General features: G+C 71.0%; 28 protein-coding genes and 1 tRNA gene. 21 read left to right on the forward strand and 8 right to left on the reverse strand.

All coding sequences use genetic code 11. From position 1 onward, the window contains the following. Nucleotides 1-74 precede the first annotated feature (74 nt). Complete coding sequence (locus ACRRSS_RS34725) at nucleotides 75-2,255, forward strand: TerD family protein (protein WP_435974938.1); 2,181 nt, start codon at nucleotides 75-77, stop codon at nucleotides 2,253-2,255. A 79-nt stretch (nucleotides 2,256-2,334) separates the two neighbouring features. Here the strand turns inward: ACRRSS_RS34725 and ACRRSS_RS34730 are convergent, their stop codons facing one another. Continuing rightward, the gene (locus ACRRSS_RS34730; protein ID WP_435974939.1) at nucleotides 2,335-2,622 is read right to left on the reverse strand and encodes a hypothetical protein; all 288 of its coding nucleotides are present in this window, start codon (nucleotides 2,620-2,622) and stop codon (nucleotides 2,335-2,337) included. Nucleotides 2,623-2,681: 59 nt separating this feature from the next. Here ACRRSS_RS34730 and ACRRSS_RS34735 point away from each other — a divergent pair, with 59 nt between their 5' ends. Continuing rightward, nucleotides 2,682-2,981, forward strand: coding sequence for a hypothetical protein (locus tag ACRRSS_RS34735; protein WP_435975501.1), 300 nt, complete (start codon nucleotides 2,682-2,684; stop codon nucleotides 2,979-2,981). Further along, nucleotides 2,951-3,238, forward strand: a complete 288-nt coding sequence (locus ACRRSS_RS34740) for a metal-sensitive transcriptional regulator (protein ID WP_351904413.1) — start codon at nucleotides 2,951-2,953, stop codon at nucleotides 3,236-3,238. The genes ACRRSS_RS34735 and ACRRSS_RS34740 overlap by 31 nt, the downstream gene beginning before the upstream one ends. Nucleotides 3,239-3,321: 83 nt before the next feature. Here the strand turns inward: ACRRSS_RS34740 and ACRRSS_RS34745 are convergent, their stop codons facing one another. Then, nucleotides 3,322-3,639: a hypothetical protein gene (locus tag ACRRSS_RS34745; protein WP_435974940.1), complete on the reverse strand. Its 318-nt coding sequence runs from the start codon at nucleotides 3,637-3,639 to the stop codon at nucleotides 3,322-3,324. 186 nt (nucleotides 3,640-3,825) lie between these two features. Between ACRRSS_RS34745 and ACRRSS_RS34750 the strand changes: the two genes are divergently transcribed. Next, nucleotides 3,826-4,464, forward strand: coding sequence for a TetR/AcrR family transcriptional regulator (locus tag ACRRSS_RS34750; RefSeq protein WP_435974941.1), 639 nt, complete (start codon nucleotides 3,826-3,828; stop codon nucleotides 4,462-4,464). An 81-nt stretch (nucleotides 4,465-4,545) separates the two neighbouring features. Here the strand turns inward: ACRRSS_RS34750 and ACRRSS_RS34755 are convergent, their stop codons facing one another. Then, entirely contained in the window at nucleotides 4,546-5,325 is a 780-nt protein-coding gene (locus ACRRSS_RS34755) for a TetR/AcrR family transcriptional regulator (protein ID WP_435975502.1), read from the reverse strand. A gap of 135 nt (nucleotides 5,326-5,460) precedes the next feature. On the opposite strand from ACRRSS_RS34755, the gene ACRRSS_RS34760 reads away from it, so the two are divergent. The 4 genes from ACRRSS_RS34760 (at nucleotide 5,461) to ACRRSS_RS34775 (ending at nucleotide 10,790) form a co-directional block, all read left to right on the forward strand. Next, on the forward strand, nucleotides 5,461-7,731 hold the full coding sequence (locus ACRRSS_RS34760; protein WP_435974942.1) for an ATP-binding cassette domain-containing protein: 2,271 nt from the start codon (nucleotides 5,461-5,463) through the stop codon (nucleotides 7,729-7,731). A gap of 77 nt (nucleotides 7,732-7,808) precedes the next feature. Beyond that, a complete protein-coding gene (locus tag ACRRSS_RS34765; RefSeq protein WP_435974943.1) occupies nucleotides 7,809-8,369 on the forward strand; it encodes an RBBP9/YdeN family alpha/beta hydrolase in 561 nt (186 codons plus the stop codon). Nucleotides 8,370-8,479: 110 nt separating this feature from the next. Continuing rightward, nucleotides 8,480-9,121, forward strand: coding sequence for an HhH-GPD-type base excision DNA repair protein (locus ACRRSS_RS34770; protein WP_435974944.1), 642 nt, complete (start codon nucleotides 8,480-8,482; stop codon nucleotides 9,119-9,121). Nucleotides 9,122-9,236: 115 nt separating this feature from the next. After that, on the forward strand, nucleotides 9,237-10,790 hold the full coding sequence (locus ACRRSS_RS34775; RefSeq protein WP_435974945.1) for a M28 family metallopeptidase: 1,554 nt from the start codon (nucleotides 9,237-9,239) through the stop codon (nucleotides 10,788-10,790). A 21-nt stretch (nucleotides 10,791-10,811) separates the two neighbouring features. On the opposite strand, the gene ACRRSS_RS34780 is transcribed toward ACRRSS_RS34775, so the two are convergent. Beyond that, a complete protein-coding gene (locus ACRRSS_RS34780) occupies nucleotides 10,812-12,539 on the reverse strand; it encodes a helicase HerA-like domain-containing protein (RefSeq protein WP_435974946.1) in 1,728 nt (575 codons plus the stop codon). A gap of 97 nt (nucleotides 12,540-12,636) precedes the next feature. Between ACRRSS_RS34780 and ACRRSS_RS34785 the strand changes: the two genes are divergently transcribed. Together ACRRSS_RS34785 and ACRRSS_RS34790 are read left to right on the forward strand one after the other, a co-directional pair. Beyond that, nucleotides 12,637-12,933 (forward strand): type II toxin-antitoxin system VapB family antitoxin, encoded by a 297-nt coding sequence (locus tag ACRRSS_RS34785; RefSeq protein ID WP_015034993.1) that lies wholly within the window; start codon nucleotides 12,637-12,639, stop codon nucleotides 12,931-12,933. 116 nt (nucleotides 12,934-13,049) lie between these two features. Beyond that, nucleotides 13,050-13,679 carry a LytR C-terminal domain-containing protein gene (locus tag ACRRSS_RS34790; RefSeq protein WP_435974947.1) on the forward strand — a complete coding sequence of 210 codons (630 nt, stop codon included), beginning with the start codon at nucleotides 13,050-13,052 and terminating at the stop codon, nucleotides 13,677-13,679. Nucleotides 13,680-13,784: 105 nt separating this feature from the next. On the opposite strand, the gene upp is transcribed toward ACRRSS_RS34790, so the two are convergent. Beyond that, nucleotides 13,785-14,420 carry a uracil phosphoribosyltransferase gene (upp, locus tag ACRRSS_RS34795; RefSeq protein ID WP_056564851.1) on the reverse strand — a complete coding sequence of 212 codons (636 nt, stop codon included), beginning with the start codon at nucleotides 14,418-14,420 and terminating at the stop codon, nucleotides 13,785-13,787. Nucleotides 14,421-14,512: 92 nt separating this feature from the next. On the opposite strand from upp, the gene ACRRSS_RS34800 reads away from it, so the two are divergent. From ACRRSS_RS34800 to ACRRSS_RS34840, 9 genes are all read left to right on the forward strand, one after another. Continuing rightward, complete coding sequence (locus tag ACRRSS_RS34800) at nucleotides 14,513-14,722, forward strand: hypothetical protein (RefSeq protein WP_351904382.1); 210 nt, start codon at nucleotides 14,513-14,515, stop codon at nucleotides 14,720-14,722. A gap of 217 nt (nucleotides 14,723-14,939) precedes the next feature. Beyond that, a complete protein-coding gene (locus tag ACRRSS_RS34805; RefSeq protein WP_435974948.1) occupies nucleotides 14,940-15,476 on the forward strand; it encodes a tRNA adenosine deaminase-associated protein in 537 nt (178 codons plus the stop codon). 164 nt (nucleotides 15,477-15,640) lie between these two features. After that, nucleotides 15,641-16,069: a tRNA adenosine(34) deaminase TadA gene (gene tadA, locus ACRRSS_RS34810; protein WP_435975503.1), complete on the forward strand. Its 429-nt coding sequence runs from the start codon at nucleotides 15,641-15,643 to the stop codon at nucleotides 16,067-16,069. A gap of 67 nt (nucleotides 16,070-16,136) precedes the next feature. After that, nucleotides 16,137-16,221: transfer RNA gene (locus tag ACRRSS_RS34815), tRNA-Ser, on the forward strand. Between the two features lie 402 nt (nucleotides 16,222-16,623). Further along, a complete protein-coding gene (locus tag ACRRSS_RS34820) occupies nucleotides 16,624-16,788 on the forward strand; it encodes a hypothetical protein (RefSeq protein WP_351910309.1) in 165 nt (54 codons plus the stop codon). A gap of 9 nt (nucleotides 16,789-16,797) precedes the next feature. After that, on the forward strand, nucleotides 16,798-17,091 hold the full coding sequence (locus ACRRSS_RS34825; RefSeq protein ID WP_435974949.1) for a Dabb family protein: 294 nt from the start codon (nucleotides 16,798-16,800) through the stop codon (nucleotides 17,089-17,091). Between the two features lie 246 nt (nucleotides 17,092-17,337). Beyond that, nucleotides 17,338-18,180, forward strand: a complete 843-nt coding sequence (locus ACRRSS_RS34830; RefSeq protein WP_435974950.1) for an RNA polymerase sigma factor SigF — start codon at nucleotides 17,338-17,340, stop codon at nucleotides 18,178-18,180. Between the two features lie 235 nt (nucleotides 18,181-18,415). Next, nucleotides 18,416-19,321 (forward strand): RNA polymerase sigma factor SigF, encoded by a 906-nt coding sequence (locus ACRRSS_RS34835; RefSeq protein ID WP_435974951.1) that lies wholly within the window; start codon nucleotides 18,416-18,418, stop codon nucleotides 19,319-19,321. 50 nt (nucleotides 19,322-19,371) lie between these two features. Then, nucleotides 19,372-20,253, forward strand: a complete 882-nt coding sequence (locus tag ACRRSS_RS34840; protein ID WP_435974952.1) for a hypothetical protein — start codon at nucleotides 19,372-19,374, stop codon at nucleotides 20,251-20,253. A gap of 231 nt (nucleotides 20,254-20,484) precedes the next feature. Here ACRRSS_RS34840 and ACRRSS_RS34845 read toward each other — a convergent pair whose 3' ends face one another. Further along, nucleotides 20,485-20,724 carry a hypothetical protein gene (locus ACRRSS_RS34845; RefSeq protein ID WP_435974953.1) on the reverse strand — a complete coding sequence of 80 codons (240 nt, stop codon included), beginning with the start codon at nucleotides 20,722-20,724 and terminating at the stop codon, nucleotides 20,485-20,487. Nucleotides 20,725-20,924: 200 nt separating this feature from the next. Here ACRRSS_RS34845 and ACRRSS_RS34850 point away from each other — a divergent pair, with 200 nt between their 5' ends. Continuing rightward, a complete protein-coding gene (locus tag ACRRSS_RS34850; protein ID WP_435974954.1) occupies nucleotides 20,925-21,368 on the forward strand; it encodes a MarR family winged helix-turn-helix transcriptional regulator in 444 nt (147 codons plus the stop codon). A gap of 15 nt (nucleotides 21,369-21,383) precedes the next feature. Next, entirely contained in the window at nucleotides 21,384-23,021 is a 1,638-nt protein-coding gene (locus ACRRSS_RS34855; RefSeq protein WP_435974955.1) for an MDR family MFS transporter, read from the forward strand. A gap of 84 nt (nucleotides 23,022-23,105) precedes the next feature. Here the strand turns inward: ACRRSS_RS34855 and ACRRSS_RS34860 are convergent, their stop codons facing one another. Together ACRRSS_RS34860 and ACRRSS_RS34865 are read right to left on the reverse strand one after the other, a co-directional pair. Beyond that, nucleotides 23,106-23,954, reverse strand: a complete 849-nt coding sequence (locus ACRRSS_RS34860; protein ID WP_435974956.1) for a TetR/AcrR family transcriptional regulator — start codon at nucleotides 23,952-23,954, stop codon at nucleotides 23,106-23,108. A 36-nt stretch (nucleotides 23,955-23,990) separates the two neighbouring features. Further along, entirely contained in the window at nucleotides 23,991-25,526 is a 1,536-nt protein-coding gene (locus ACRRSS_RS34865; protein WP_435974957.1) for an MFS transporter, read from the reverse strand. Nucleotides 25,527-25,563: the final 37 nt, after the last annotated feature.

Here is a 25,563-nt window from a genome sequence, read left to right on the forward strand (position 1 = left end):
CTCCCCATCCTCCTGTTACGGACGCTACGGTTCCCCTGAGACGCACATCACATCGCGAGGGTCCGGGGGGACGCATGCACGAGATGTCCAAGGGAGCCAACATCGGGCTGGCCGCCCTCAGTGACGACGCCGGGTCGGTCGTCGTCGGTCTGAGCTGGAGCAGCGCGACCGGCGACGGCGACGCGGACGTCTCGGTGCTGCTGGTCGACGGCGACGGCAAGGTCCGAAGTGACGCGGACTTCTACTTCTACAACCATCCCGCCGCCGAGGACGGCAGTGTGCAGCTCCTGGGCAAGGTCCCCACGGAGAACGGCAGCGAGGACCGGATCAGCCTGGACCTCACGGCCATCCCCTCGGACGTCGCCACCGTCGTCGTGGCGGCCAGCCAGTACGGCGGTGCCTGCTTCGGGGATCTGGAAGACCTGCGCATGACCGTCACCGACCGCTCGGGCGAAGCGCTCCTCGGCTTCTCCATCGCGGACGCCACGATCGAGACGGCCTTCATCTTCGGCGAGCTGTACCGGCGCAACGACGAGTGGAAGTTCCGTGCCGTCGGGCAGGGGTACGAGACCGGTCTCGCCGGTCTGGCCACCGACTTCGGCATCACGGTCGACGAAGCCGAGGACGAGGAAGAGGACGGCGAGGGCACGGAAGGTACGGAGGGCCGGGGCGAAGCAGGGGAGGGCGCCGTCACGGCCGGTCGGTCCGAGGTCTCCGTCGGCACCGGCAGCGCCGGAGGCGCCGGGGAGACTTCTCCCGGCGCGGCCGACGCCGACGCTCGGGCCGACGACGGCGTCCGGATCCCGGCGCAGGCCACCTCCACCAATCGCGCGGCTGCCGCATCGGTTCCGCACGCGGCGGTCGGCGCCCCGGCTCCGCCCGGCGAAGCGCCCCAGCCCGCCCGTCGCCGCGTCACGCGGACGGCGAAGAAGAAGGTCACCCTCCCGAAGGCCGCGAAGAAGTCCCTGGCGGAGAACGACTCCTGGAAGCCCGCCCGGCTCTTCCCCGTCCCGTCTTACAAGAGCGACCGGGAGCGGGAGGTGCGCGCGACCTCGGTCCTGCTCTCCGTCATGGCGGAGGTGCCGGAGTTCGGTCGCCGCCTCACCGCTGGATTCGGGGCTCCCGCCGGCCGGATGCAGACGTTCACCGAGGTGTCGCTGCCTCACGGCGACAGCCCTAAGCGCCCGGACGGGGTCATCCGGACCGAGCGTGCCGGGAAGCTCTGGACGGCGCTGGTGGAGACCAAGACCAACGGCAACCCGCTGAAGTCGGAGCAGGTCCAGAACTACATGGACATCGCCGCGAGGCGCGGATACGAGGCCGTCATCACCTTGTCCAACGACGTTGCCCTGGAGGGCAGTCCGCTCGTCGAGGTCAAGACGGACGGCAGGCGCAAGCACAAGGTCTCGCTCTGGCACCTCTCGTGGGCAGAGGTGACACACCAGGCACAGATGTTGATCCGGCACGAGGGGGTGGGCAATGCGGCACACGCCTGGCTCCTCCAGGAGCTGCTCCACTACCTCCAGCACGAGAACTCGGGCTGTCACGGCTTCCAGAACATGGGGCCGTCATGGGTCCCCGTCCGCAACGGGATCGACGGCGAGACCCTGTGCCAGGGCGATCCCCGCGCGGTGGAGGTCGTGGAGAGCTGGGAGCGGCTGATCCGACAGGTCTGCCTCAGGCTGGGCGGCGAGCTCGGTCAGAAGGCCCTGCCGGTGCAGCGGGCCAAGCGCGGCTCCGACCCGAAGTCCCGGCGGACGGAGCTGGCCGACCGGCTCTGCGAGGAGGGGAAGCTCTCGGCCGAACTGCGTGTCGACGGGGCGCAGAACATCCTCTCCCTCACGGCGGATCTCCGTACCGGCAGGATCCGCACGTCCATCGACGTCCCCGCACCTGAGGGCGCCTACCCCCTGTCGGTCGCGAAGCGGCTCCTGCGCGTGCTGGACGACGCACCCGCCGACCTGCACGTGGAGACCCTGCTGGAGGGGCGGAGCGGGCCGCGCGGCACGCTGGAGCGGCTCCGCCCCGAGCCGGGGGACCTGCTGCCCAAGGACGGCGCGGCCATCGCCGGGTTCCGGCTGTCCCTCTTCAAGGGCATGGGCAGCAGCAGGGGCAGCACGGAGTCGGGCTTCATCCGGAGCATCGACGAGGCTGTCGACCGCTTCTACGGCTCGGTCGTGACGCACCTGGGCCAGTTCGAGCAGCGACGCGCTCCGAGGGCGCCGTCCGTCGCCGACGGGTCCGGAGTTCTCTGACCCCGCCGTCCGTCACCGACACGTCCGGAGTCCACCAGCCCGCCACGCACGCACCCGCGACCGCAGAGGCGTACCGGCGTCAGTGCACCCCATGAGGGCCGCCCGTGAGGTGGGGGCGGCCTCGGGGGATCAGGAAGAGGGAGGTGAGGGCGGCGGTCGTCGCTGTCAGGGTGCAGTGGGTGTAGGCCGTCGTGAGGCCGTCCGGGGTGGGGGTCGTGGGGGTCAGGGCGAGGGTCGAGACGATCGCCACGCCGAAGGAGCCGCCCAGCTCGTGGAAGGTGTTCACGATGCCGGACGCGAGGCCCGCCTCGTGCGGGGCGATCAGGCCCAGGGCCGTCGTCGTCGCGGTGACGAAGACCGCTCCCATGCCCGGCCGGCCACCACCCCGCCGTCGCGGACGCCCTGCGCACCCTCGCGGACCGGGGCATCCTCGACCTCCCCGACCTGGAGGTCGCCGTTCTCCAGCTCTACCCGCTGCTCGTCTTCCCGCACATGGTGTTCGAGCAGTACGGGACGGAGCTGACCGAGGAACTGGGCGAGCGGCTCGTCGTCGACGGGGTGGAGATGTTCCTCCGCCGGTACGCCCCCGCCCTGACGTGTACGTGGTTCCACGGGCCCAGGTGTCATCCTTGGTCTTCGACGGAACCCCGTGCGGGGAGTAAATTACCCCCTGGGGTATCTGTGGAGGAGTGGCTGTGGAACTGGATCTCGCCGGCGCGGAGCTGAAGGCGGTACTGAACCGGCTGCGCAGGGCACAGGGCCAGATCGCCGGCGTGATCCGGATGATCGAGGAAGGCCGGGACTGCGAGGAGGTCGTGACCCAGCTGGCCGCCGCCTCCCGGGCCCTCGACCGGGCCGGGTTCGCCATCATCGCGACCGGACTCCAGCAGTGCCTGACCGACGTCGAGGACGGGCGCCGGAACGGCGAGGACCGCGACGCGATGCGGGCCCGGCTGGAGAAGCTCTTCCTCTCCCTCGCGTAGCGGCTCCACCGACGTACGTGTACCCCCGGAGGCCGCGCCTCCGGGGATACACGTACGTCTCCACGGCCGGTCGCCCCGGGCCGTCAGTCGACCGCGCGACCCTTCAGGCGCTTCGCGATCCCTGTCAGGCGCTCGCCCTGGTAACGGGCGGCCGCGAGGACGTTCTCACCCGGGGCGCCGTACGCGCCCGGGTGCGCGGTGCCGTACGGGTTGCCGCCGGCCGCGTACACCGCCGGGTCGGTAAAGCCGGGCGAGACGATGACCGAACCCCGGGCGAGCTCGGGCACCCGGCGCAGGCGTACCTCGGCGCCCGTCTTCCCGGCCCCCTCCGCGAGGGCCCGCGCGAGCTGGTGGACGGCACCCGTGGCCGAGTGGTAGATGACGGCGACCTTGACGGACATGACGATTCCCCTCGACCGGATCACTTTCCGTTTCACCCCGAGACTAATCGGATTTCTATCCGTTTCGCAGGGGCAGCGGGTATGCTCACATCGAGGAGCGACCGGAGCAGGGGGAGACGGGACGCGGACGGGCACACGGAAAGCGGCGCGCGAGGGACAGCGCGCCCAGGGCAGAGGAGTCGGCAGATGAGCACGGAGAACCCGCGGGCCGGAGACACGGCGGCGGCCTCGCCGCTCGGCCTGCTCCCCACCGTCGGCGCCCCCGCCCCCGAGCGCGCCGACGCGGCCCGCAACCGGCGCAAGATCCTCGACGCGGCTGCCCGGATCGTCGCCGAGGACGGCCCCGACGCCGTCACCATGAACCAGGTCGCCCACGCCAGCGGCATCGGCGTCGGCACCGTCTACCGCCGCTTCGGCGACGTCTCCCAGCTCCTGTGGGCACTCCTCGACGAACGCGAGCGCCGGTTCCAGGAGGCGTACATGAGCGGCCCGGCGCCGCTCGGGCCGGGCGCGGCGGCCGCCGAACGGCTCGACGCCTTCCTCGACGCACTCGTCGACCGGGTCGGCGAGCAGCGCGCGATCCTGCTCGCCGCGCACTCCGCCGCCCCCCGTGCCCGCTACCACAGCGGCGCCTACCGGGTGATGCACACGCACGTGGCCCTGCTCATCGGGCAGCTGCGGCCCGGGTCCGACAGCGCGCTCCTCGCGCACCTGCTGCTCGCGCCGTTCTCGCCGGACGTCGTCCACCACCTGAGGGTCGAGCAGGAACTGTCGGCGGACCGCCTCAAGGAGGGCGTGCGGGAGCTGCTCCGCCTGCGGGCCTGAGGGCTGAGACCCAGAGCCTGAGGGCTCAGGACCCTCCGCCGAGCCCGCCCCTCACACCCCGCCCTCCGCCGAGCCCGCCCCTCACCCCCCGCCCAGCGCCGCCAGCCCGTCCAGGACCCGCGCCAGGCCGAAGCGGTACGCGTGGTCCGCGTCGTACAGGCCGTCGTACGCGATCGCCGACGCCTCCCCCACCCGCGTCGCCAGCGGGAACCGCGACTCGTCCAGCGCCTTGGCGAGCAGCGGTTCGTGGGCCTCCCACCACTCCCCGTCGGACATCGCGCTCTCCCGCTCCACGGCCCGCGCGTCCAGCTCCGCCCGCGCGCCGGCCTGCACGAAGCCGAGGACGTACGTCAGGGCCGAGTCCCGGGCCACGTCGTCGAGGCCGAGGCCTTCGAAGGCGGCCAGCTCGTACTCGTACTTGGTCATCACGCCCGGCCCCAACGGAGCCCGTACGATGCGGAGTTCGACCAGCCAGGGGTGGCGCAGGTGCAGGGCGCGGTTGGCGTCGGCGACCGCCGTGACGCGGGCCCGCCAGGGCTCGTCGGGGCGGAACGGCGGCCGGTCCACGCGCAGGAAGACGGTGTCCAGCATGAGGTCGAGGAGCTCGGCCTTGCCGGGGACGTACGTGTAGAGCGTCATCGGGGTCACGCCGAGGCGCTGGGCGACCGCGCGCATGGTCAGGGCGTCGAGACCGCCGCCGTCGGCGAGGGCGAGGGCGGCGTCGACGACGGCGTCGACGGTGAGGCCCTGCCGGGGGCCCCGGCGTCCGGCCGGGGCGGTGGAACCGTCCCGCCACAGGAGTTCCAGGGTGCGGGCCGGGTCGCCCGCGCCACTGCTGTTCCGCCCCTTCGCCGTCACCATGTCGTTCCGTTCCCGCCCGTCGCGCGCCACCAGCTCTTGGCCCATTCTTGCAGGTCAGAGCCATGAACACTAATTTCGTACGCTGTATAGAGTACCCTTCCCGGGCAAGCAGGCAGACCATCGGAGGGCGCACGCATGAACCACCCCGTCGCAGCGGACAGCCACCACGTCATCCAGGTCCGCGGGGCCCGGGAGAACAACCTCAGGAACGTCGACGTCGACCTCCCCAAGCGCCGCCTCACCGTCTTCACCGGCGTCTCCGGCTCCGGCAAGTCCTCCCTCGTCTTCGGCACCATCGCCGCCGAGTCGCAGCGCCTGATCAACGAGACCTACAGCGCCTTCCTGCAGTCCTTCATGCCCTCCCTCGCCCGCCCCGACGTCGACGGACTGCACAACCTGAGCGCGGCGATCGTCGTCGACCAGGAGCGGATGGGCGCCAACTCCCGCTCCACCGTGGGCACCGCCACCGACGCGTACACGATGCTGCGGATCGTCTTCAGCCGCCTCGGCACCCCGCACGTCGGCACCTCGGGGGCGTTCAGCTTCAACCTGCCCGAGGGCATGTGTCCGCGCTGCGAGGGCGCCGGCCAGGTCTCGGACATCGACGTCGACGAGCTGGTCGACCGCACGAAGTCCCTCAACGAGGGCGCCATCACCGTGCCGGGGTACGCCGTCGACTCCTGGATGTGGCAGATCATGGCCCACTCCGGCTTCTACGACCCCGACAAGAAGCTGGCGGACTTCACCGAGCGGGAGTGGGAGGACTTCCTCCACAAGCCGTCCTGCAAGGTGAAGGTCGGCACCAACAACTTCACCTACGAGGGCCTCGTGGTGAAGCTCCAGCGGACCGTCCTCTCCAAGGACCGGGAGGCCATGCAGGCCCACATCCGGGCCTTCGTCGACCGGGCCGTCGGCTTCCGCACCTGCCCCGAGTGCGAGGGCGCCCGGCTCACCCGGGCCGCGCTGTCCTCCCGTATCGACGGCGTGAACATCGCCGAGTGCTCGGCGATGCAGATCAGCGACCTCGCCGCGTTCGTGCGCCGGATCGAGGAACCCTCCGTCGCCCCGCTCCTCGCCGGCCTGCGCGAACTGCTCGACTCGCTCGTCGAGATCGGCCTCGGCTACCTCTCCCTCGACCGGTCCTCCGGCACGCTCTCCGGCGGCGAGGCCCAGCGCGTGAAGATGGTCCGCCACCTCGGATCCCCGCTCACCGACGTCACGTACGTCTTCGACGAGCCCACCACCGGACTGCACCCGCACGACGTCCGGCGCATGAACGACCTGCTCCTGCGGCTGCGCGACAAGGGCAACACCGTCCTCGTCGTCGAGCACAAGCCCGAGGTCATCGAGATCGCCGACCACGTGGTCGACCTCGGGCCGCGGGCCGGGACCGCGGGCGGCGAGATCTGCTACAGCGGGAACGTGCCGGGGCTGCGCACCTCCGGCACCCTCACCGGGAACCACCTGGCGCACCGGGCGAAGCTCCGGACGGAGGTACGGGTCCCCACCGGCGCCCTCGCCATCACCGGCGCCACGCAGCACAACCTCAAGGACGTGAGCGTCGAGATCCCGACCGGGGTCCTGACCGTGGTCACGGGCGTGGCGGGCTCCGGGAAGTCCTCGCTGATCCACGGCAACCTGCCGGGCCGCGAGGGGGTCGTCGTCGCCGACCAGTCCCCCATCCGGGGCTCGCGCCGCTCGAACCCGGCGACGTACACGGGGCTCCTCGGCCCGATCCGTACCGCCTTCGCCAAGGCCAACGGCGTCAAGCCGGCCCTCTTCAGCGCCAACTCGGAGGGCGCCTGCCCGCGCTGCAACGGCCTCGGGCTCGTCTACACCGACCTGGCCATCGCGGCGGGCGTGGCCTCGGTCTGCGAGGAGTGCGAGGGCAAGCGGTTCACGCCCGAGGTCCTCACCTACCGGCTGGACGGGAAGAACATCCACGAGGTCCTGTCCCTGTCGATCGAGGAGGCGTACGACTTCTTCACGGCCAAGAGCCAGGCCCGCACGATCCTCGGCCGCCTCAAGGACGTCGGCCTCGGCTACCTCCGCCTCGGCCAGCCGCTCAACACGCTCTCCGGCGGCGAGCGGCAGCGGATCAAGCTCGCCATCCACATGGCGGAGAAGGCCGCCGTCTACGTCCTCGACGAGCCGACCACCGGCCTCCACCTCGCCGACGTCGACAAGCTCCTCGCCCTCCTCGACCGGCTCGTCGAGGCCGGCAACACGGTCGTCGTGATCGAGCACCACCAGGCCGTGATGGCCCACGCCGACTGGCTGATCGACCTCGGCCCGGGCGCGGGCCACGACGGCGGCCGCATCGTCTTCGAGGGCACGCCCGCCCAACTCGTCGACAAGGCGGACACCCTGACTGCGCGTCACCTGAAGGAGTACGTGGGCGGCTGAGCCGGTCCGGAACGGCGCGGCGCCCGGTCCGTGGACAGCGGTGGACCGGGAGCCGACGCCGGTCGCAGGATCCTGCCATGACCACCTATCTGATCCTGCACGGCTACCAGAACCGCCGCCCGCCCGCGCACTGGCAGCACTGGCTCGCCGGGCAGCTGCGGGAGCGCGGCCACGAGGTCCGCTACCCGCAGCTGCCCGAGCCCGAGGCGCCCGACCTCGACGCGTGGCTCGCGGCCCTCGAGGAGCACGGCGGGCGACCGGCCGAGGGCGAGTTCGTGGTGCTCGCGCACAGCCTGTCGGTGCTGCTCTGGCTGCGGGCGGGTGCCCGCAGACCCGAGGCCGACCGGGTGCTGCTCGTCGCCCCGCCGTCACCTCGGGTGACCGCGTCGATCCCCGAGATCGCCGCCTTCGCCGACGGCCTCGACCTCACCGAGACGGGGCTCGACGCGCGTCTCGTGTACGGCGACGGGGACCCGTACGCCCCCGAGGGCGCCGACGTGCACTACGGCGACCCGCTCGGCCTCGACAGGGACCTGGTGCCCGGCGGCGCGCACCTCAGCCCGGACTCGGGGTACGGGGAGTGGCCCTCGCTCCTGAAGTGGTGCGAGGACCCGGCGGTACGGATCGAGGCCCGGTAGCGGCGGCCGGGGCGGCCGGCCAGGGGAAACACCTGCTCAGCGCCGTGGACGGCTTCGCGAAGGGGTGAACCCACCGGGCGGACGCCCGGCCCCGGCGGGATGATCGATGCATGAGTACCAAGTCCACGGGCTCCCGTTCCCGGACCCCCGACATCCACCTCGCACAGCAGCCGGACGCCGACGCGCTGCTCGGCCGGTCCCCGCTCGCCGCGCTCGTCGGCATGCTCCTCGACCAGCAGGTTCCGATGGAGTGGGCCTTCTCCGGGCCCTACACCATCGCCTCGCGGCTCGGCGCGGACGATCTCGACGCGCACGAGATCGCCGCCCGGGACCCGGAGGAGTTCGCCGCGCTGCTCTCCGAGAAGCCGGCCGTGCACCGCTACCCGGGGTCGATGGCCCAGCGCGTGCGGCAGCTGTGCGCCTTCCTCGTCGAGGAGTACGGGGGCGACGCCGAGGCCGTGTGGGCGGACGCGGCGACCGGGAAGGAACTGCTCGCACGGCTCCAGGCGCTGCCCGGTTTCGGCAAGCAGAAGGCGCAGATCTTCCTGGCCCTGCTCGGCAAGCAGTACGGGGTGCGGCCGACGGGCTGGCGGGAGGCGGCGGGGCCGTACGGCGAGCGGGGCGCGTACCGCTCGGCGGCCGACATCACGGGTCCGGAGTCGCTGGCGAAGGTGCGGGCGCACAAGCAGGAGACGAAGGCGGCAGCGAAAGCCGCGAAAGCCGCCAAGGATGCGAAAACCTCAGGGAATTGATAATTCCAGATGTCAATCCTGCTCAATGTGACAGGAATTGTGGAGAAGGTGTTCACAGGAGGCCCCGCAGATCGCTAACTTCCCCTCAACCTCGTCCGTAACGGGAAGGACTTCTGTGAACGCTACCCAGCGCCGAGCCGCGGCCATTCTGGCCGCCGCCGCCCTCGCCACCCCTCTGGTCCTCAGTGGCACCGCGACCGCGACGCAGGACCCCAACGCGGCCCCCGCTCGCGACGCCGCCAAGCTGGCGAAGAAGCTGGTCCGCGAAACCACCGGTCAGGACGCCTTCAAGCACCTGCAGAAGTTCCAGGCGATAGCCGACTCGGCCGGCGGTCACCGCGCGGCCGGCTCCCTCGGCCACGACGCCTCGGCCGCGTACGTGTACACGCAGCTCAAGAAGGCCGGCTACAACGTCTCGTACCAGAGGTTCGACTTCGAATACACGGAGACGCAGGCCGAGAAGGCCTCCGTCGTCTCGCCCGCGCCGCGCGCGCTGGACATCAAGGCGATGACGTACACCAAGTCGACCCCGGTCGGCGGCATCACGGCCGGTCTCGTGGCCGTTCCCGTGGACGCGGACGGCACCACCGGCTGCGAGCCGGGCGACTTCGCGAGCGGCACCTTCACCGGCAAGATCGCGCTGATCAAGCGCGGTGGCTGCACCTTCGCGGTCAAGCAGGAGAACGCCGCCGCGGCCGGTGCCGCCGCCGCGATCATCTACAACAACACCGACGGCGCCCTCTCCGGCACCCTCGGCGACGCGGCCGCCGGCAAGATCCCGACCGGTGGTCTCACCCAGGCCGAGGGCAACCAGCTCGCCGCCGACCTCGTGAACGGCCCGGTCTCGCTCTCCCTGGAGATCCGCCAGCTCCAGCAGATCCGTTCCACCAACAACGTCATCGCGGAGACCAAGGGCGGCAACGCCGCCAACACCGTGATGCTCGGCTCGCACCTCGACTCCGTCACCGCCGGCCCCGGCATCAACGACAACGGCTCGGGCTCCGCCGGTCTCCTGCAGACCGCCCTGGAGCTCGCCGCGTCGAAGGAGAAGGTCCGCAACAAGGTCCGCTTCGCCTGGTGGTCGGCGGAGGAGAACGGTCTCCTCGGCTCCGAGCACTACGTGAAGAACCTGACCGCGCTCGACAAGAGCGAGATCAAGCTCTACCTGAACTTCGACATGATCGCGTCGCCGAACTACGGCCTCTTCGTCTACGACGGCGACGACTCGGACGCCACCGGCGCCGGCGCGGGCCCGGCGGGCTCGGCCCAGCTGGAGCGCGACATCAACGACTTCCTCGACAAGGGCGGGATCCCGCACGAGGGCACCGACTTCACCGGCCGCTCCGACTACGGCCCGTTCATCGAGGTCGGCATCCCCTCCGGCGGCACGTTCACCGGCGCCGAGGGCATCAAGACCCCGGGCCAGGCCGCCAAGTTCGGCGGCCAGGCGGGCATCGCGTACGACGTGAACTACCACGCCAAGGGCGACGACCTGAAGAACATCAACCGCAAGGCGTTCGACATCAACATCGACGTCATCGCCAACGCCGTGGGCACCTACGCCCACGACATCTCCTCGCTCCGCAAGCCGGTCGTCTCCGTCCCGACCACGGGCGACGCGGGCAGCGGCGGCGGCCTGCACGGCGACCACCACGAGGTCACCGAGTAGGACCCGGCCCCGTGAGGACCGTCACCGCCCGCGGCGGGCGGTCCCGAAGATCGACCGGCTGATCTCCCGGCCCAGCTGGGTGCCGATCGACCGGGCGAGGGACGTGAAGATCCCGCTGCCCACCACCTGTTCGGCGAGCGAGGGTTCCGGCTTCGGAGCCCTCGCTCCGCCGTTCGCGGCCTGCTTCCCGGCTTCCCTCCCGGCCTTCTCGGCCTCCTTAGCCGCCGCGGCCTCCAGGGCCGCCGCCTCCGCCGCCCGCTGCTCGGCCGTCAGCTTCTCGTACGCCGACTCGCGGTCCACCGCCGCCGCGTACCGCCCGTACAGCGGCGAGCCCTGCACCGCGGCGTCCAGGGCCGCCGCGGCGACCGGCCCCATCAGCGACTCCGGCGCCCGCAGCCGGGTCGCCGCCACCGGCGTCGGGGCGCCCCGCTCGCTCAGTACGGTGATCACCGCCTCGCCCGTACCGAGGCCCGTGAGCACCTCCTCCAGGTCGTACGGCGAGTTCGGGAAGGTCCGCACCGTCGCCTTGAGGGCCTTCGCGTCGTCCGGCGTGAAGGCGCGCAGCGCGTGCTGCACCCGGTTGCCGAGCTGGGCGAGCACGTCCGAGGGCACGTCCTTCGGCGTCTGCGTCACGAAAAAAACGCCGACCCCCTTCGAGCGGATCAGCCGCACGGTCTGGGTGAGGGAGGCCAGGAACGCCTTCGACGCCCCGCCGAAGAGCAGGTGCGCCTCGTCGAAGAAGAAGACCAGCTTCGGCTTCTCCAGGTCGCCGGCCTCCGGAAGGTCGTGGAAGAGGTCGGCCAGCATCCACATCAGGAAGGTCGAGAAGAGCTGCGGCTTGTCCTGCACGGCCGGCAGCTCCAGGACCGAGACGACACCCCGCCCGTCCGCCGCCGTCCGCAGGAACTCGGCCGTGTCGAACTCCGGCTCCCCGAAGAAGCCCCCCGCGCCCTGCTGCTCGAAGGCCGTGATCGACCGCAGGATCACCCCGGCCGTCACCGTCGAAAGACCGCCGATCCCCTTGAGCTCGGCCTTGCCGGTGTCCGAGACCAGGAACGCCACCACCGCCCGCAGGTCCTTCAGGTCCACCAGCTCCAGGCCCTTGGAGTCGGCGTAGTGGAAGATCAGGCCGAGCGACTGCTCCTGCGTCTGGTTGAGCTGGAGCACCTTCGACAGGAGTACGGGGCCGAAGCTGGTCACCGTCGTGCGCACCGGGATGCCGGGGCCGGTGCCGCCGAGGCCGTAGAACGCGCAGGGGAAACCGGTCGCCCGCCACTCCTGGCCGACCTGGGCGGCCCGCTCCCTGACCTTCTCGCTGTCCTGGCCGGGGGCCGAGACCCCGGAGACGTCACCCTTGATGTCGGCGAGGAAGACCGGCACGCCGTGCGCCGAGAGCTGCTCGGCGATCAGCTGGAGCGTCTTCGTCTTGCCCGTGCCCGTCGCGCCGGCCACCAGGCCGTGCCGGTTGAGGACGGCGAGCGGGATGCGGATCGGCGCGTCCGGGTGACAGACGCCGTCCCAGAGGAGAGCCCCCAGATCGAGGGCCGCGCCCTCGAAGGCGTACCCGGCGGCGATCTCGGCGGCGGGCCCGTCGAGGGGGCCGGCCGGGGGCGCCGCCGGTGCCGCCGACCGCGCTTCGGCCCCGGCTGCCGGGGCTCGCGGGGCCTCCGGGGAGGCGGGCGCCGCTTCGGCCGGAGGGGCCTCCGAGGCCCCTCCGGCCTCGGCCGGTGGCTGCTCGCTCACGCTCATCACGGGACCCCGATTCCGGTTTTGTCATGGTTTGCACCAGCATCCCACCGCCCACGCATGGCTGCGCCGGGAGCCGCTCGCCCGGTAGGCTTTCCGTGTGATCTTCAAGCGCATCGGAAACGGAAAGCCGTATCCCGACCACGGCCGGGAAAGCACCCGGCAGTGGGCGGACGTCGCCCCGCGCCCGGTCCGCCTCGATCAGCTGGTCACCACCAAGGGCCAGCTGGACCTGGAGACGCTGCTCGCCGAGGACTCCACCTTCTACGGCGACCTCTTCGCGCACGTCGTGAAGTGGCAGGGCGATCTCTACCTCGAGGACGGACTGCACCGCGCCGTCCGCGCGGCGCTCCAGCAGCGCCAGGTGCTGCACGCCCGCGTTCTGGAAATGGACTGACGGCGCCGACCGGCCTCGTCCCCCGCTGACCCTTTCGGGGTCAGTTCGCCCCCATCCGGACGCGATCACATGATCATCAAGTAGGCATCGCCGACGGGCGGCATTACGCTGCGTTCATGAGCATGCTCACTCCCCCTGGAATGGGCGGAAAGTACCGCATCACAGGGGACACCTACCCCCGCATGCGCCGCCCGCGGCGCCGGCGCAGGATCGTCCTCGCGGCCGCCGCCGCCGTGGTCGTGCTCGGCGCGGCCGGCTGGGGCACGCTCCAGCTCGTCGACGTCTTCTCCGGCGACGAGGGCAAGAGGACGACGGCCGGGAAGCAGACCGACTGCAAACCCGCCCCGAAGGCGACCGGCGCTCCCGCCACCGCGCTCCCCAAGCCCGGCCAGATCACGGTCAACGTCTACAACGCGACGCCGCGCAGCGGTCTCGCCAAGACGACCGCGGACGAGCTCAGGAAACGCGGCTTCAAGATCGGCAAGGTGGGGAACGCACCCACCGCCTACGACAAGAAGGTCCCCGGCGCGGGTCTGCTGCTCGGAGCCACGACCGCCACCAAGGGCGCCTTCCCGGTCCTCGGCACCCAACTCAGGGGCGCCACGACCAAGACGGACACCCGGGCCACGGCGGACGTGGACCTGATCATCGGGACCGCCTTCAAGAACCTGTCCCCGAAAACGACGGCGGACGCGGCCCTGGTCGCCCTGACCAGGCCCGCGCCCGTACCGACCGGAAAGTGCTGACGCTCCGGCCGACGCACTCCTGAGGAGCTGCCCGGCGGAGCCGACAGCTCTCCTTACTCGGCGGAGCCGACAGCTCTCCCTACTCGGCGGAGCCGACAGCTCTCCCTACTCGGCGGAGCCGTACATGCGGTCGCCCGCGTCGCCCAGGCCCGGGACGATGTAGCCGTTCTCGTTGAGACGCTCGTCGACCGAGGCCGTCACGACGGTGACGGGGGTGCCCGCGAGCTCCCGCTCCATGACCTCGACGCCCTCCGGGGCGGCGAGGAGCACGACCGCGGTCACGTCGTCCGCGCCGCGCCTGATGAGCTCCTGGATCGCCGCGACCAGCGTGCCGCCGGTCGCCAGCATCGGGTCCAGGACGTACACCTGGCGGCCCGAGAGGTCCTCCGGCATCCGCGTGGCGTAGGTCGACGCCTCCAGCGTCTCCTCGTTGCGGATCATGCCGAGGAAGCCGACCTCGGCGGTCGGGAGCAGCCGGACCATGCCGTCGAGCATGCCGAGCCCGGCACGCAGGATCGGGACGACCAGCGGACGCGGGTACGAGAGCTTCACGCCGGTCGTGGGCGTGACGGGGGTCTCGATGTCGACCTGCTCGGTCCGGACGTCCCTGGTGGCCTCGTAGGCGAGCAGGGTGACCAGCTCGTCGGCGAGCCGACGGAAGGTCGCGGAATCCGTGCGCTTGTCGCGCAGAGTGGTGAGCTTGTGGGCGACCAGAGGGTGGTCGACGACGTGGAGACGCATGACTCAACAGTAGCCCGCCGCGCACAGGCATCGACCACGCCGTTGGGGGAAGGTGGGGGATACAGGGACCCAGCGATGGGGTGGAGTGACCCATGCCCGACCTGGAACGACCGGCCGAGGGAACCGCCGAGAGGGCGGCTCGGAAGCCGGAGCAGGAGACCGACGCGGAGCGCCGCAGGCGACGCGCCCAGTTCCTCCGCGAGCTGAACGAGGCCAAGGCGCTGCGCGAGCGCGTGCAGCCGAGACGCGCGCGGGCCGCCCGGATGCGCCAGCAAATGCGGATGCGGACCTTCCGCTGGTGAGGGGCCCGCCCGCCCCGACCTGCGGCCCTCCCCGGTGCGCCCCCTCAGTGCGCCGGGGTCGCACGCCCGCCCTATGGCGGGGTCGTTCAGACTGATGCACGACGCAAGAGCCGAAGACCTCTCCTGTGGGCGCCGTTTCTGTCACGATGCCGATGGGGCGGGCCATCAGCAGGGCGCCGCCGGATCGTCACACCTCTGATCAGTGGGAGAGAGTCAGGTGTACTTCGCCGCACTGCTCGCGCGCACCGAAGACGGGTGGGAAGCGAGCGACACGGAGCTCGACGACGTGGAGACCCTGTCGGATCTGACCGAGCTCGCTCGCGAGGCCTCGGACGACGACACGGTGATCGTCTACATCGAGCAGGAGGGCGCGTGGTTCGGGATCGTACGGATCGAGGGTGAGGAAGACCCTCGCATCTACGTCTCGGACGGCGCCGCCGCCGCCCGTTCCTCGTACGGGGAGATCCTCACCCGGGAGATCCTCGGCGACGACCTGGACGAGCTCGTCGACGAGCTCGAGTCGCTGGACCTGGACGGCACGGAGGACGGGGAGACGCTCGACGTCGCCCCGGACGAGGACGACGAGGAGACGAGCGTCGCCGCGGAGGCCGTACCGGCCGCTCCGGTCGGCGACCGGCTGATCCTCGCGGACCTCGGCATGTCTCCGGCCGACCTGCTGGCACTCGAAAGCGACGCGCTCTCGGAGATCGCGGACACGCTGGGGGCCGCCGAGGTCCTGGAGGCCGTCCGCTAGTGGCACCCGCTGTACCTGTTCCCGACCCGGCGAGTGGACCCACGAGCGGTCCCGTGAGCGGTGGTCGGGAGTCCGACCCCGTACGGGAACCCGTACAGGAACCCGTCCAGGAACCCGTCCAGGAACCCGTCCGGGACCCCGTCCGGGATCCCTGGCGGGACGCCATGCGGATCGCTCTCGCCGAGGCCGACGCGGCCGTGCCGGCCGGTGACGTACCGGTCGGCGCGGTCGTGCTCGCCCCCGACGGCACGGTGATCGCCCGCGCGCACAACGAGCGTGAGGCGACCGGTGACCCCACCGCGCACGCCGAGGTACTGGCGCTGCGGCGCGCGGCCGCGGTGAGCGGGGAGTGGCGTCTGACGGGCTGCACGCTCGTGGTGACCCTGGAGCCGTGCGTGATGTGCGCGGGCGCGCTCGTCCAGTCGCGGGTCGAGCGGGTGGTGTTCGGCGCGCCGGACGAGAAGGCGGGCGCGACCGGTTCGCTCTGGGACCTCGTGCGGGACCGACGGCTCAACCACCGCCCCGAGGTGATCGAGGGCGTGCTCGGCGAGGAGTGCGCGGAGCTGCTGACGGCCTTCTTCCGCCCCCGCTGAGCTCCCTCCCGACCTGGCCGGGGATACGGATTTCATCGCGGCGGAAGTTTCGGCTAAGCTCTCTCTCGGTAGCGTGTCCGAGCGGCCGAAGGAGCTCGCCTCGAAAGCGAGTGTGGGGAAACTCACCGAGGGTTCAAATCCCTCCGCTACCGCTTCAGAAGGGGCCCGACGCATCAGCGTCGGGCCCCTTCGGCGTACCCCCGCACCGTCGGAAGTACGGGAAAGGCCCCGGCAGCGCTCGGGGCGCGGCCGGGGCCTTCTCCGTAGGACGGGGGGAGCGGCATCGGGGGGACAAGCCACTCCCCCCGATGAGAACCGGTCCTCCAAGTCCTGCGCCGCGTTCAGGGGGGAAGCTCGCGGCGCGGACCCCGCAGTGCGGGCCGGTCCCAGGAGCCCTTCGGATTCCTGCCAGATCCTCCGGGCTCGACATCCATACTGCTCGCCCGTCACCCTTCCGGGGGCGGCAAAAGGCCTCGATCTCCGGGCCCTTGGTCCATAAAGGCTCGGTTAGAGTGGCGCGGTCGTACGGCGGGGGAACTGGGGAGGGCTGGCTCATGGTGCAAGCGAAGAAGATCGCGCTGTACGCGGTGGTGGTCTTTGTGCTGTACACGATCGTCACGTCCCCGGCCCGGGCCGCCGATCTCGTGCAGGTAGGGTTCGAGGGCATTTCCAGCGCCGCCCAGGGTGTCGGCGAGTTCATGACCGAACTCATCAACTAGGAGCCCTTCGTGATCCGCCATCTGGTCCTCTTCAAGCTCAACGACGGGGTCACGCGTGACGAGCCGCGTGTCGTCGCCGGTGTCGAGGCGTTCCGCGCGCTCGGCGACCAGATTCCGGAGCTGAGGTTCTGGGAGTGCGACTGGAACATCACGGACCGGCCGATCGCGTACGACTTCGCCATCAACTCGGCCGTCGAGGACGAGGACGCCCTCCAGCGCTATCTGGAGCACCCCGCGCACCAGGCGGGTGTCGCCCAGTGGCGTGAGTTCGCCACCTGGGTGATAGCGGACTACGCGTTCTAGTCCGTTCCGCGCCGGGGTTCCGACACGTTCGCCCCGCAGGCCCTCCACCGTCGGGGTGGGGGGCCTTTTCCGTCCGTGATTCCGTGCGTGACCTCCCCTTTTTCCGCCAACATGCCCTCAACACGTCAGTATGCGGTGCTTGCACACAGTGGACATGTCTTGTGATGCTATGACCGCTTTTGACGGATGAGTTGACCGTAGGTGACCCGGTCGACCAGCAGGACCAGCCAAAGGGGTGGCGTGAACGTGCCGGCCAGTACAGCGCCTCAAGTCCCGCCCCAGCACGAGGCGGGTGCGGAGACCCCGCGCCCGCGCCCCCAGAGCACCCGGGGCGCCGACACCCGCGCCCTCACCCAGGTGCTCTTCGGACAGCTCAAGAACCTGGAACAGGGCACTCCCGAGCACCACCGGGTGCGCGGCGCCCTCATCGAGGCCAACCTGCCCCTCGTGCGGTACGCGGCGGCCCGCTTCCGCTCCCGCAACGAACCGATGGAGGACGTCGTCCAGGTCGGCACCATCGGCCTGATCAACGCCATCGACCGCTTCGACCCCGACCGGGGCGTGCAGTTCCCGACCTTCGCCATGCCGACGGTCGTCGGCGAGATCAAGCGGTACTTCCGCGACAACGTCCGCACCGTGCACGTGCCCCGTCGGCTGCACGAGCTCTGGGTGCAGGTGAACGGGGCCACCGAGGACCTGACGACCGCTCACGGCCGCACCCCGACGACGGCGGAGATCGCCGAGCGGCTGCGCATCGGCGAGGACGAGGTGCTCGCCTGCATCGAGGCCGGACGCTCGTACCACGCCACCTCCCTGGAGGCCGCGCAGGAGGGCGACGGGCTGCCCGGGCTGCTCGACAGGCTCGGCTACGAGGACCCGGCCCTGGCCGGCGTCGAGCACCGCGACCTCGTCCGGCATCTGCTCGTACAACTGCCCGAGCGGGAGCAGCGGATCCTGATGCTGCGCTACTACAGCAATCTGACCCAGTCCCAGATCAGTCAGGAACTCGGTGTCTCCCAGATGCACGTGTCAAGGCTCCTCGCCCGAAGTTTCGCGCGTCTGAGATCCGCAAACAGGATCGAGGCGTAACCGGAACGGGTAGACCGGTTCGGAGCAGTTCCGCGGCACCCCAAATGCCGTACACCCCTTGTTTCCTGCGGATATGCACCCTCGTCTTGTCGACAAGTCACTACAGCGTGTTGCCGACATGTGACATTCTGCTGGAACCGAGTTTGCCGCAGCCCCGCCGCCGGTATTCAGGTGGTGGCTGCGTTCCTCAGATGGTCGCGGCCACCGCGACCGTCCGCGACCTCAAGGGGGTGGCATGTCCACAGAACTGGGCAGCTCGAAGGTGCTCACGCTCACGCCCGTTCCCGTGCCCACGCAGACGACGGCGCCGACCGCGACCGAGAGCGCGGAGGCCACGCCTCCGCCCCTGGTCGTCACGTCGGGAGCCCTCGACACCCGCACCCTCTCGCGCTCCCTCTTCCTGCGGCTGCGCGCACTCGACACCGAGGGTGTCGCCGCGGACAGCCCGGAGCGGACCTACGTCCGCGACACCCTCATCGAGCTCAACCTCCCCCTCGTGCGCTACGCGGCGGCCCGCTTCCGCTCCCGCAACGAACCGATGGAGGACATCGTCCAGGTCGGCACCATCGGTCTGATCAAGGCGATCGACCGCTTCGACTGCGAACGGGGCGTGGAGTTCCCGACGTTCGCCATGCCGACCGTCGTCGGCGAGATCAAGCGCTTCTTCCGCGACACGTCGTGGTCGGTGCGCGTGCCGCGCCGGCTCCAGGAGCTGCGCCTCGCCCTCACCAAGGCCAGCGACGAGCTCGCCCAGAAGCTGGACCGCTCCCCCACCGTCCCGGAACTCGCCGCCGTGCTCGGAGTCTCGGAGGAGGACGTCGTCGACGGCCTCGCCGTCGGAAACGCCTACACGGCCTCGTCGCTCGACTCGCCCTCGCCCGAGGACGACGGCGGCGAGGGCTCGCTCGCCGACCGCCTCGGCTACGAGGACACGGCGCTCGAAGGCGTCGAGTACCGCGAGTCCCTCAAGCCGCTGCTGGCCAAACTGCCGCCCCGGGAGCGCCAGATCATCATGCTGCGCTTCTTCGCCAACATGACCCAGTCACAGATCGGCGAGGAGGTCGGCATCTCCCAGATGCACGTCTCGCGGCTGCTCACCCGCACCCTCGCCCAGCTCCGTGAGGGCCTCATCGCGGACTGACTTCGCCGAAGGACTCCCTAGGTGACGGTTCGTCAGACAGACTGGCGACCATGAGGCGAAGGAAGCCCGGACTCGTGGTGGTGGCGCTCTGCCTCGGTGGAGCGCTGACCGCCTGTGGCGGCGGAGGAGACGGCGAGGGGTACGCGGCGGTGGGCGCCGGCCCCGCTCCCTCGGGAGCGGGCACCCCCTCGGGAGCGGTCACCCTGGTCCCCCTGGACGACCCCAGCACCGACGAGACCGCCTCCAGCACCTCGTCACCCCCATCGGACCCGGACCTTCCCCCAGCCGCGTCGTCCGGCGCCGCCGACCCCGCACGTACGGATACGGGCACGGGGTCGAGCTCGGGGACGGGCACGGGGTCGAGTTCGGGGACGGGCACCGAATCCGGTACGGGCTCGGGTACGGCTCCGACGACGGCGCCGGGCGGCTCCGGCTCGGGGGGCGTGCCAGGTGGCGGCTCCGGCGGTGGCGCCGGTGGCAGCTCGGGCGGCGGCTCCGGTGGTACGCCTCCGCGTCCCGGTGGCAGCACCGCTCCTCCCCGGCCCCCTTCCGCGCCCCCGCCGAGGCCCGGCACCGGCACACCGGCGCCCGGGCCCACCACCCCCGCCCCCACACCGACGCCCGGGCCCGCCGTGCTCAGCGTCTCCGCGCCCGTCCTCGCGGACGGGGACCGGCGCTGGTGCGAGCGGGTGACCATCACCTTCCGGAACAGCGGCGGCACGGCGGCCCGTACGGGCACCGTCACCTTCGCCACGCACGTCATCGGCGCCCTGGGCGTCGACTGGGCGACGCTCACCTCCACCCAGCCGCTGCCCGCGCCGATCGCCGCCGGGGCGGCGCGTACGGAGACGTACACCGTGTGCGTGGACTCCTGGCGGGTGCCGCTGGGCATGCGGATCGACACCCGGAAGGTCTCCGCCAGCTGGCAGTGAGGGACGGGCTGTCCGGCGGTTACGGGTACCGCACCTCGGTGAGGCGTTTCCGAGAGCTCCCGGAGGCGGGCCCCGTGGCGGGGTCGGCCGCCGCCGTGGAGAGGCGTACGCGGGCCGGGTTCCCACCGCGGTGCGGCCGGGCCGTCGGGGCCGACCCCACGCACAGGGGTGGGCCGGGTCCGCGTGGTGCGGATCCGGCCCACCCGGGGCGTGCGGAGGGTGTGGAGACGGTCAGCCGAGGGCCAGCCAGGCGACGGCCGCCAGGACGACGATCACCGCCACCACTCCCACGATCAGGCCGACCTTCGGTCCGCCCGAGGCGGCCACGGCCTGCGGCTGCTGCCGCTGCGGGGTGCCCTCGTCGACGAAGGCGCGGAACATCTGCGTGTTGCCGGCGGGGTCGTAACCCTCGGGGCCCTGACCCTGAGGGTTCTGGCCCTGGCCGTACGGTGCTTGGGGGTTGTGTGCCATGGGCCAGGACCCTAGCGAAGTCGGGGTGAGGGGCCCAAGCCCGGCTCCCCGGTCCGGATCCGGGGCGGGCTCCGGGGCGGGGCTCGGCGCCCCCGACCCGCCTTTGCCGATTCTTTAGCGCCGTTTGACCGATTTAGTTTGCCTGGAGCAACCATCCATCTCTATGGTTGCCCTAAGCAACAACATCAGTGGGGTGCCCGATGGACAGAGGCAAGCGATACGAGAACCTCGCCCGCCAGGTGGGTGCCATCGGAGCGGTGAAGCGCGGACTCGCGCGGACCCTGCCCGCCGACTGCCCCAGCGGCTCCGCCATCGTCCTCGCCCTGCTCCACCACCACGGCGACATGCGGATGGGCCGGGTGTCCGAACTGATGGCCGTCGACATGTCGGTCAGCAGCCGTCACGTGGCCCACACCGTGGACCGCGGATGGGTCGAGCGACTGCCCGACCCTGCCGACAGGCGCTCACGCATCCTGCACCTGACCGGGGCGGGCGGAGACATGCTCGCCGTCCTCGACCGACGGCTGACCGACATGCTCGCCCGCACGCTCGTGGAGTGGTCCGACGACGACGTCGAACTGCTCACCACCCTGCTCGCCCGACTCCGCGATTCCTTCGGGGACTGCCGGGCCCACCACGCTTGAGAACGAAGGAAGTTGATGGCTACCACCACACCAGAGGCCGGTGTGCGCGGCGGGAGCGCCCAGGAGGGGGACCTCGCCTCCGGCGGCGCCCCGATGACGCACCGGCAGATCATGGAGGCGCTGTCCGGGCTGCTGCTCGGCATGTTCGTCGCCATCCTGTCCTCGACGATCGTCTCCAACGCCCTGCCCCAGATCATCACCGACCTGGGCGGCGGCCAGTCCGCCTACACCTGGGTGGTCACCGCCGCGCTCCTTTCGATGACCGCGACCACCCCCCTCTGGGGCAAGCTCGCGGACCTCTTCTCCAAGAAGCTGCTGGTCCAGATAGCCCTGCTCATCTACGTGGCGGGCTCGGTCGTCGCCGGTCTCTCGCAGAGCACCGGCATGCTCATCGCCTGCCGTGTCGTCCAGGGCATCGGCGTCGGCGGTCTGACCGCCCTCTCCCAGATCATCCTGGCCGCGATGATCGCCCCGCGTGAACGCGGCCGGTACAGCGGCTACCTGGGCGCGACCTTCGCCGTCGCCACCGTCGGCGGTCCGCTGCTCGGCGGCGTCATCACCGACACCGACTGGCTCGGCTGGCGCTGGTGCTTCTACGTGGGTGTGCCGTTCGCGTTCATCGCGCTCGTCGTCCTGCAGAAGACCCTCAAGCTCCCCGTCGTGAAGCGTCAGGTCAAGGTCGACTGGGCCGGTGCCGTCTTCATCAGCGCCGCCGTCTCCCTGCTCCTCATCTGGGTCACCTTCGCGGGCGACAAGTACGACTGGGTGTCCTGGCAGACGGCCGTGATGGTGCTGGGCGCGATCGCCCTCGGCGGGATCTTCGTCCTCGTCGAGTCGAAGGCGAGCGAGCCGATCATCCCGCTCCGCCTCTTCCGCAACCGCACGATCACCCTCGCCTCGCTCGCCTCGCTCTTCGTGGGTGTCGCGATGTTCGCCGGCACGGTCTTCTTCAGCCAGTATTTCCAGCTGGCGCGGAACGAGTCGCCGACGATGTCCGGCGTCCTCACCATCCCGATGATCGTGGGTCTGTTCGTCTCCTCCACCGTCTCCGGCCTGGTCATCACCAAGACCGGCAGGTGGAAGGCGTGGCTGGTCAGCGGCGGCGCCTTCGCCGCGGGCGGGCTCGGTCTACTCGGCACGATCCGCTACGACACGACGTACTGGCACATCGCGATCTTCATGGCGGTCCTCGGCCTGGGCCTCGGCATGATGATGCAGAACCTGGTGCTCTGCACCCAGAACCAGGTGGCCCCGGCCGACCTCGGCTCCGCCTCCTCCGTCGTCACCTTCTTCCGCTCCCTGGGCGGTGCGATCGGTGTCTCCGCGCTCGGCGCGGTCATGGCCCACCGGGTCACGGACTACGTCAAGGAGGGGCTGACCGAGCTCGGTCCGAAGGCCGCGGGCGCCCTGGGCCAGGGCGGCTCGGGCGGTGGCATCCCCGACATGGACAAGCTGCCGGCCCCGATCCGCACGGTCATGGAGGACGCGTACGGCCACGGTGTCGCGGACGTCTTCCTCTACTCGGCGCCGTTCGCACTGCTGGCCTTCGTGGTGACCCTGTTCATCAAGGAAGTAGCCCTGAAGAGCAACTCCGGCCCGGCGAAGGGATCGACGAAGGGATCGGCGAAGGCCTCGGACTCCGAGGCGAGCTGACCACATGACTCCCGGCCGCGCTTCGAGCGGAGGCGCGGCCGGGCGCGGTACGGAGCGGCGGGCAGGGGACGGCCCGCCGCTCCGTCATGTTCCGGGAGCGGCTCCGGAGCTTTCATCGGGACTGGCGCCGGAGCCTTCTCCGGGAGGGGCGACCGGGCCGGGGCCGGGGCCGGACTCCCGGGCCACCATGGCGTCGATGCCGGCGACCAGGACGTCCAGGGCGTAGGCGAAGTCGCGGTCCCAGATCTCGCTGACGCTGCCGTGCGAGGCCCGCTCGTCGAGGATCTCCGCCATCGGTTCGAGGGCCTCCACGAACGCCGGGTCGTTGCGGAAGGCCTTCATCGACTCCCCGTAGAAGTCGTCCTGCGACATGCCGGCCTCCGCCGCACGGCGCTCGAACTGCGACTCGATCGTCCCGTAGCCGTACACGAACTGGAAGATCGCCGACATCGCGCTGGGCAGACGGTCCATCGGCAGGCCGGTGTCCGCGATCGCCTCCTGGATCTTGCGGCCCACGGCGATCGCGTGCGGGCCGATGTTCAGGTACTGCCCGGCGCTCGGTGACATCCACGGGTGGCGGACCAGCATCCGGCGGTAGTCCAGGGCGAGGACCCGGATCCGCTCCCGCCAGTCGCCGGCGGCGTCGACCGCGTCGAGGTCGATCTCCCCGTAGACGGTGTCCACGCCGTACTCGATGATGTCGTCCTTGGTGTCCACGTACCAGTACAGGGACATCGCGGTGACGTTCAGCTCGGCCGCGAGCTTGCGCATCGACAGCTTGGCGAGGCCCTCCTCGTCGAGCATCCGGATCGCGGCGGCCACGATCCGGTCCCGGTCGAGCCCCGAGGGCCCCCCGCCGCTGCGGGGAGCCCTCACTTCCAGCCAGACGCTGGAACGCGCCGGGTTCCTGGCCCGGTCTGCTGCCTTGACCATCGCGTTCCTCCGTCTGTCAGCGGTACGGCTCCAATGCTATGCAGCCACCCCTGTCCGCTCCTGCCGCTGCCGGTCCCGCTGCTCCGTCCGCTCGGCCCGCTTGAGCAGCGCAGCCGCGACCAGGCCGCCGGCGAAGACGGCGATCGCGCCGACCAGCTGGCTGGTCTGGAGACCGGAGGCGAACGCGTCGGAGATCTGCTGCCGCTCGGCCTCGCCGTCGGCGGCGGCCAGGGCGGCCGGGAGCGAGGTCGCCGTGACGGCGACGAGCGCGGCGAAGCGGGCGTTGAGGACGGCTCCGAGGACGGCGACACCGAGGCCGTTGCCGAACTCGGCGAGCGTGCCGTTGATCCCGGCGCCCACGCCGGCCTTCTCCGGCGGGATGGCGCTCATGATCGCGTTGGCCATGGCCGGGGAGGAGACGGCGATGCCGCCGCCCATCAGGACCAGGCCGAGCAGCATGCCCGCGTAGCTGCCGTCGGTGCCGCCGCCGAGCAGCGAGATCGAGGTGAGGCCGCCGGCCACCAGGGTCATGCCGAGGACGACGGTGGGCGGGGTGCCCAGCTTCATGACGATCCTCGGGCCGATGCCGGTCAGGTTGAGGCCGACGATCGTGAGCGCGAGCGGCGCCATCCGCAGACCCGCCTCGAGCGGCTCGTAGCCGAGCACGAACTGCAGGTGCTGGGTGAGCAGGAAGAGCGAGCCGCCCATGCCGAACACGACCAGGATCGAGCCGCCGATGGCACCGATGAACTTCTGGTTCCGGAAGAAGTGCATGTCGAGCATCGGGAACGGGGTGTGCAGCTCCCACAGCGCGAACGCGCCGAGACCCAGCACACCGATCGCGGCCGGGACCAGCACCTCGGCGGAGATCCAGCCGTGCTCCGGGCCGCTGATGATCGCGTACACGACGGCGGTCATGCCGATGGTGGAGAGCAGCGCGCCGAGCAGGTCGGGGCGGTCGCCCTGCGGGTTCTTGGACTCCGGTACGAGCTTGAGGACGGCGACGAGGCCCACGAGCGCGACCGGGATGTTGATCAGGAAGATCATTCCCCACCAGAAGTGGTTCAGGATCACGCCGCCGATCAGCGGGCCGCCGGCGAAGCCGAGGGAGGCGACGGTGGACCAGAGCGCGATGGCCTTGACCCGCTCCGAGTCGTCGAAGATCTGCATGACGACGGCGAGGGTGGTGGTCATGAGGAGCGCGCCGCCGACGCCCATGCCCGCGCGGGCGGCGATCAGCTGGGTGGTGGAGTCGGCGAGTCCGGCGGCGAGCGAGCCGAGGCCGAAGAGCGCGAGACCGACGGCGAGCAGCTTCTTGCGGCCGTAGCGGTCGGCGGCGTTGCCGGCGGTGAGCAGCAGGCCGGACTGGACGAGCGAGTACGCGTTGATCATCCACTGGATGTCGGTGGTGGTCGCGTGGAGTTCCGAGGTCAGCGAGGGGATGGCGACGCTGAGCACGGTGTTGTCGAGCAGCACGGTGAGCTGGGCGAGGCAGATGACGCCGAGGATCAGCCAGCGCTGCGGGTGACCGCCTGGGGCGGTCTGTTCGGTCGCGGCGGTCGTCGCCGTCATGAGCAGGACTCCTTGTACGGTGTACGGGGCTAGGTCT

Origin of the sequence: Streptomyces sp. Qhu_M48 (assembly GCF_051305195.1) — a bacterium.
Classification (GTDB): Bacteria; Actinomycetota; Actinomycetes; order Streptomycetales; family Streptomycetaceae; genus Streptomyces.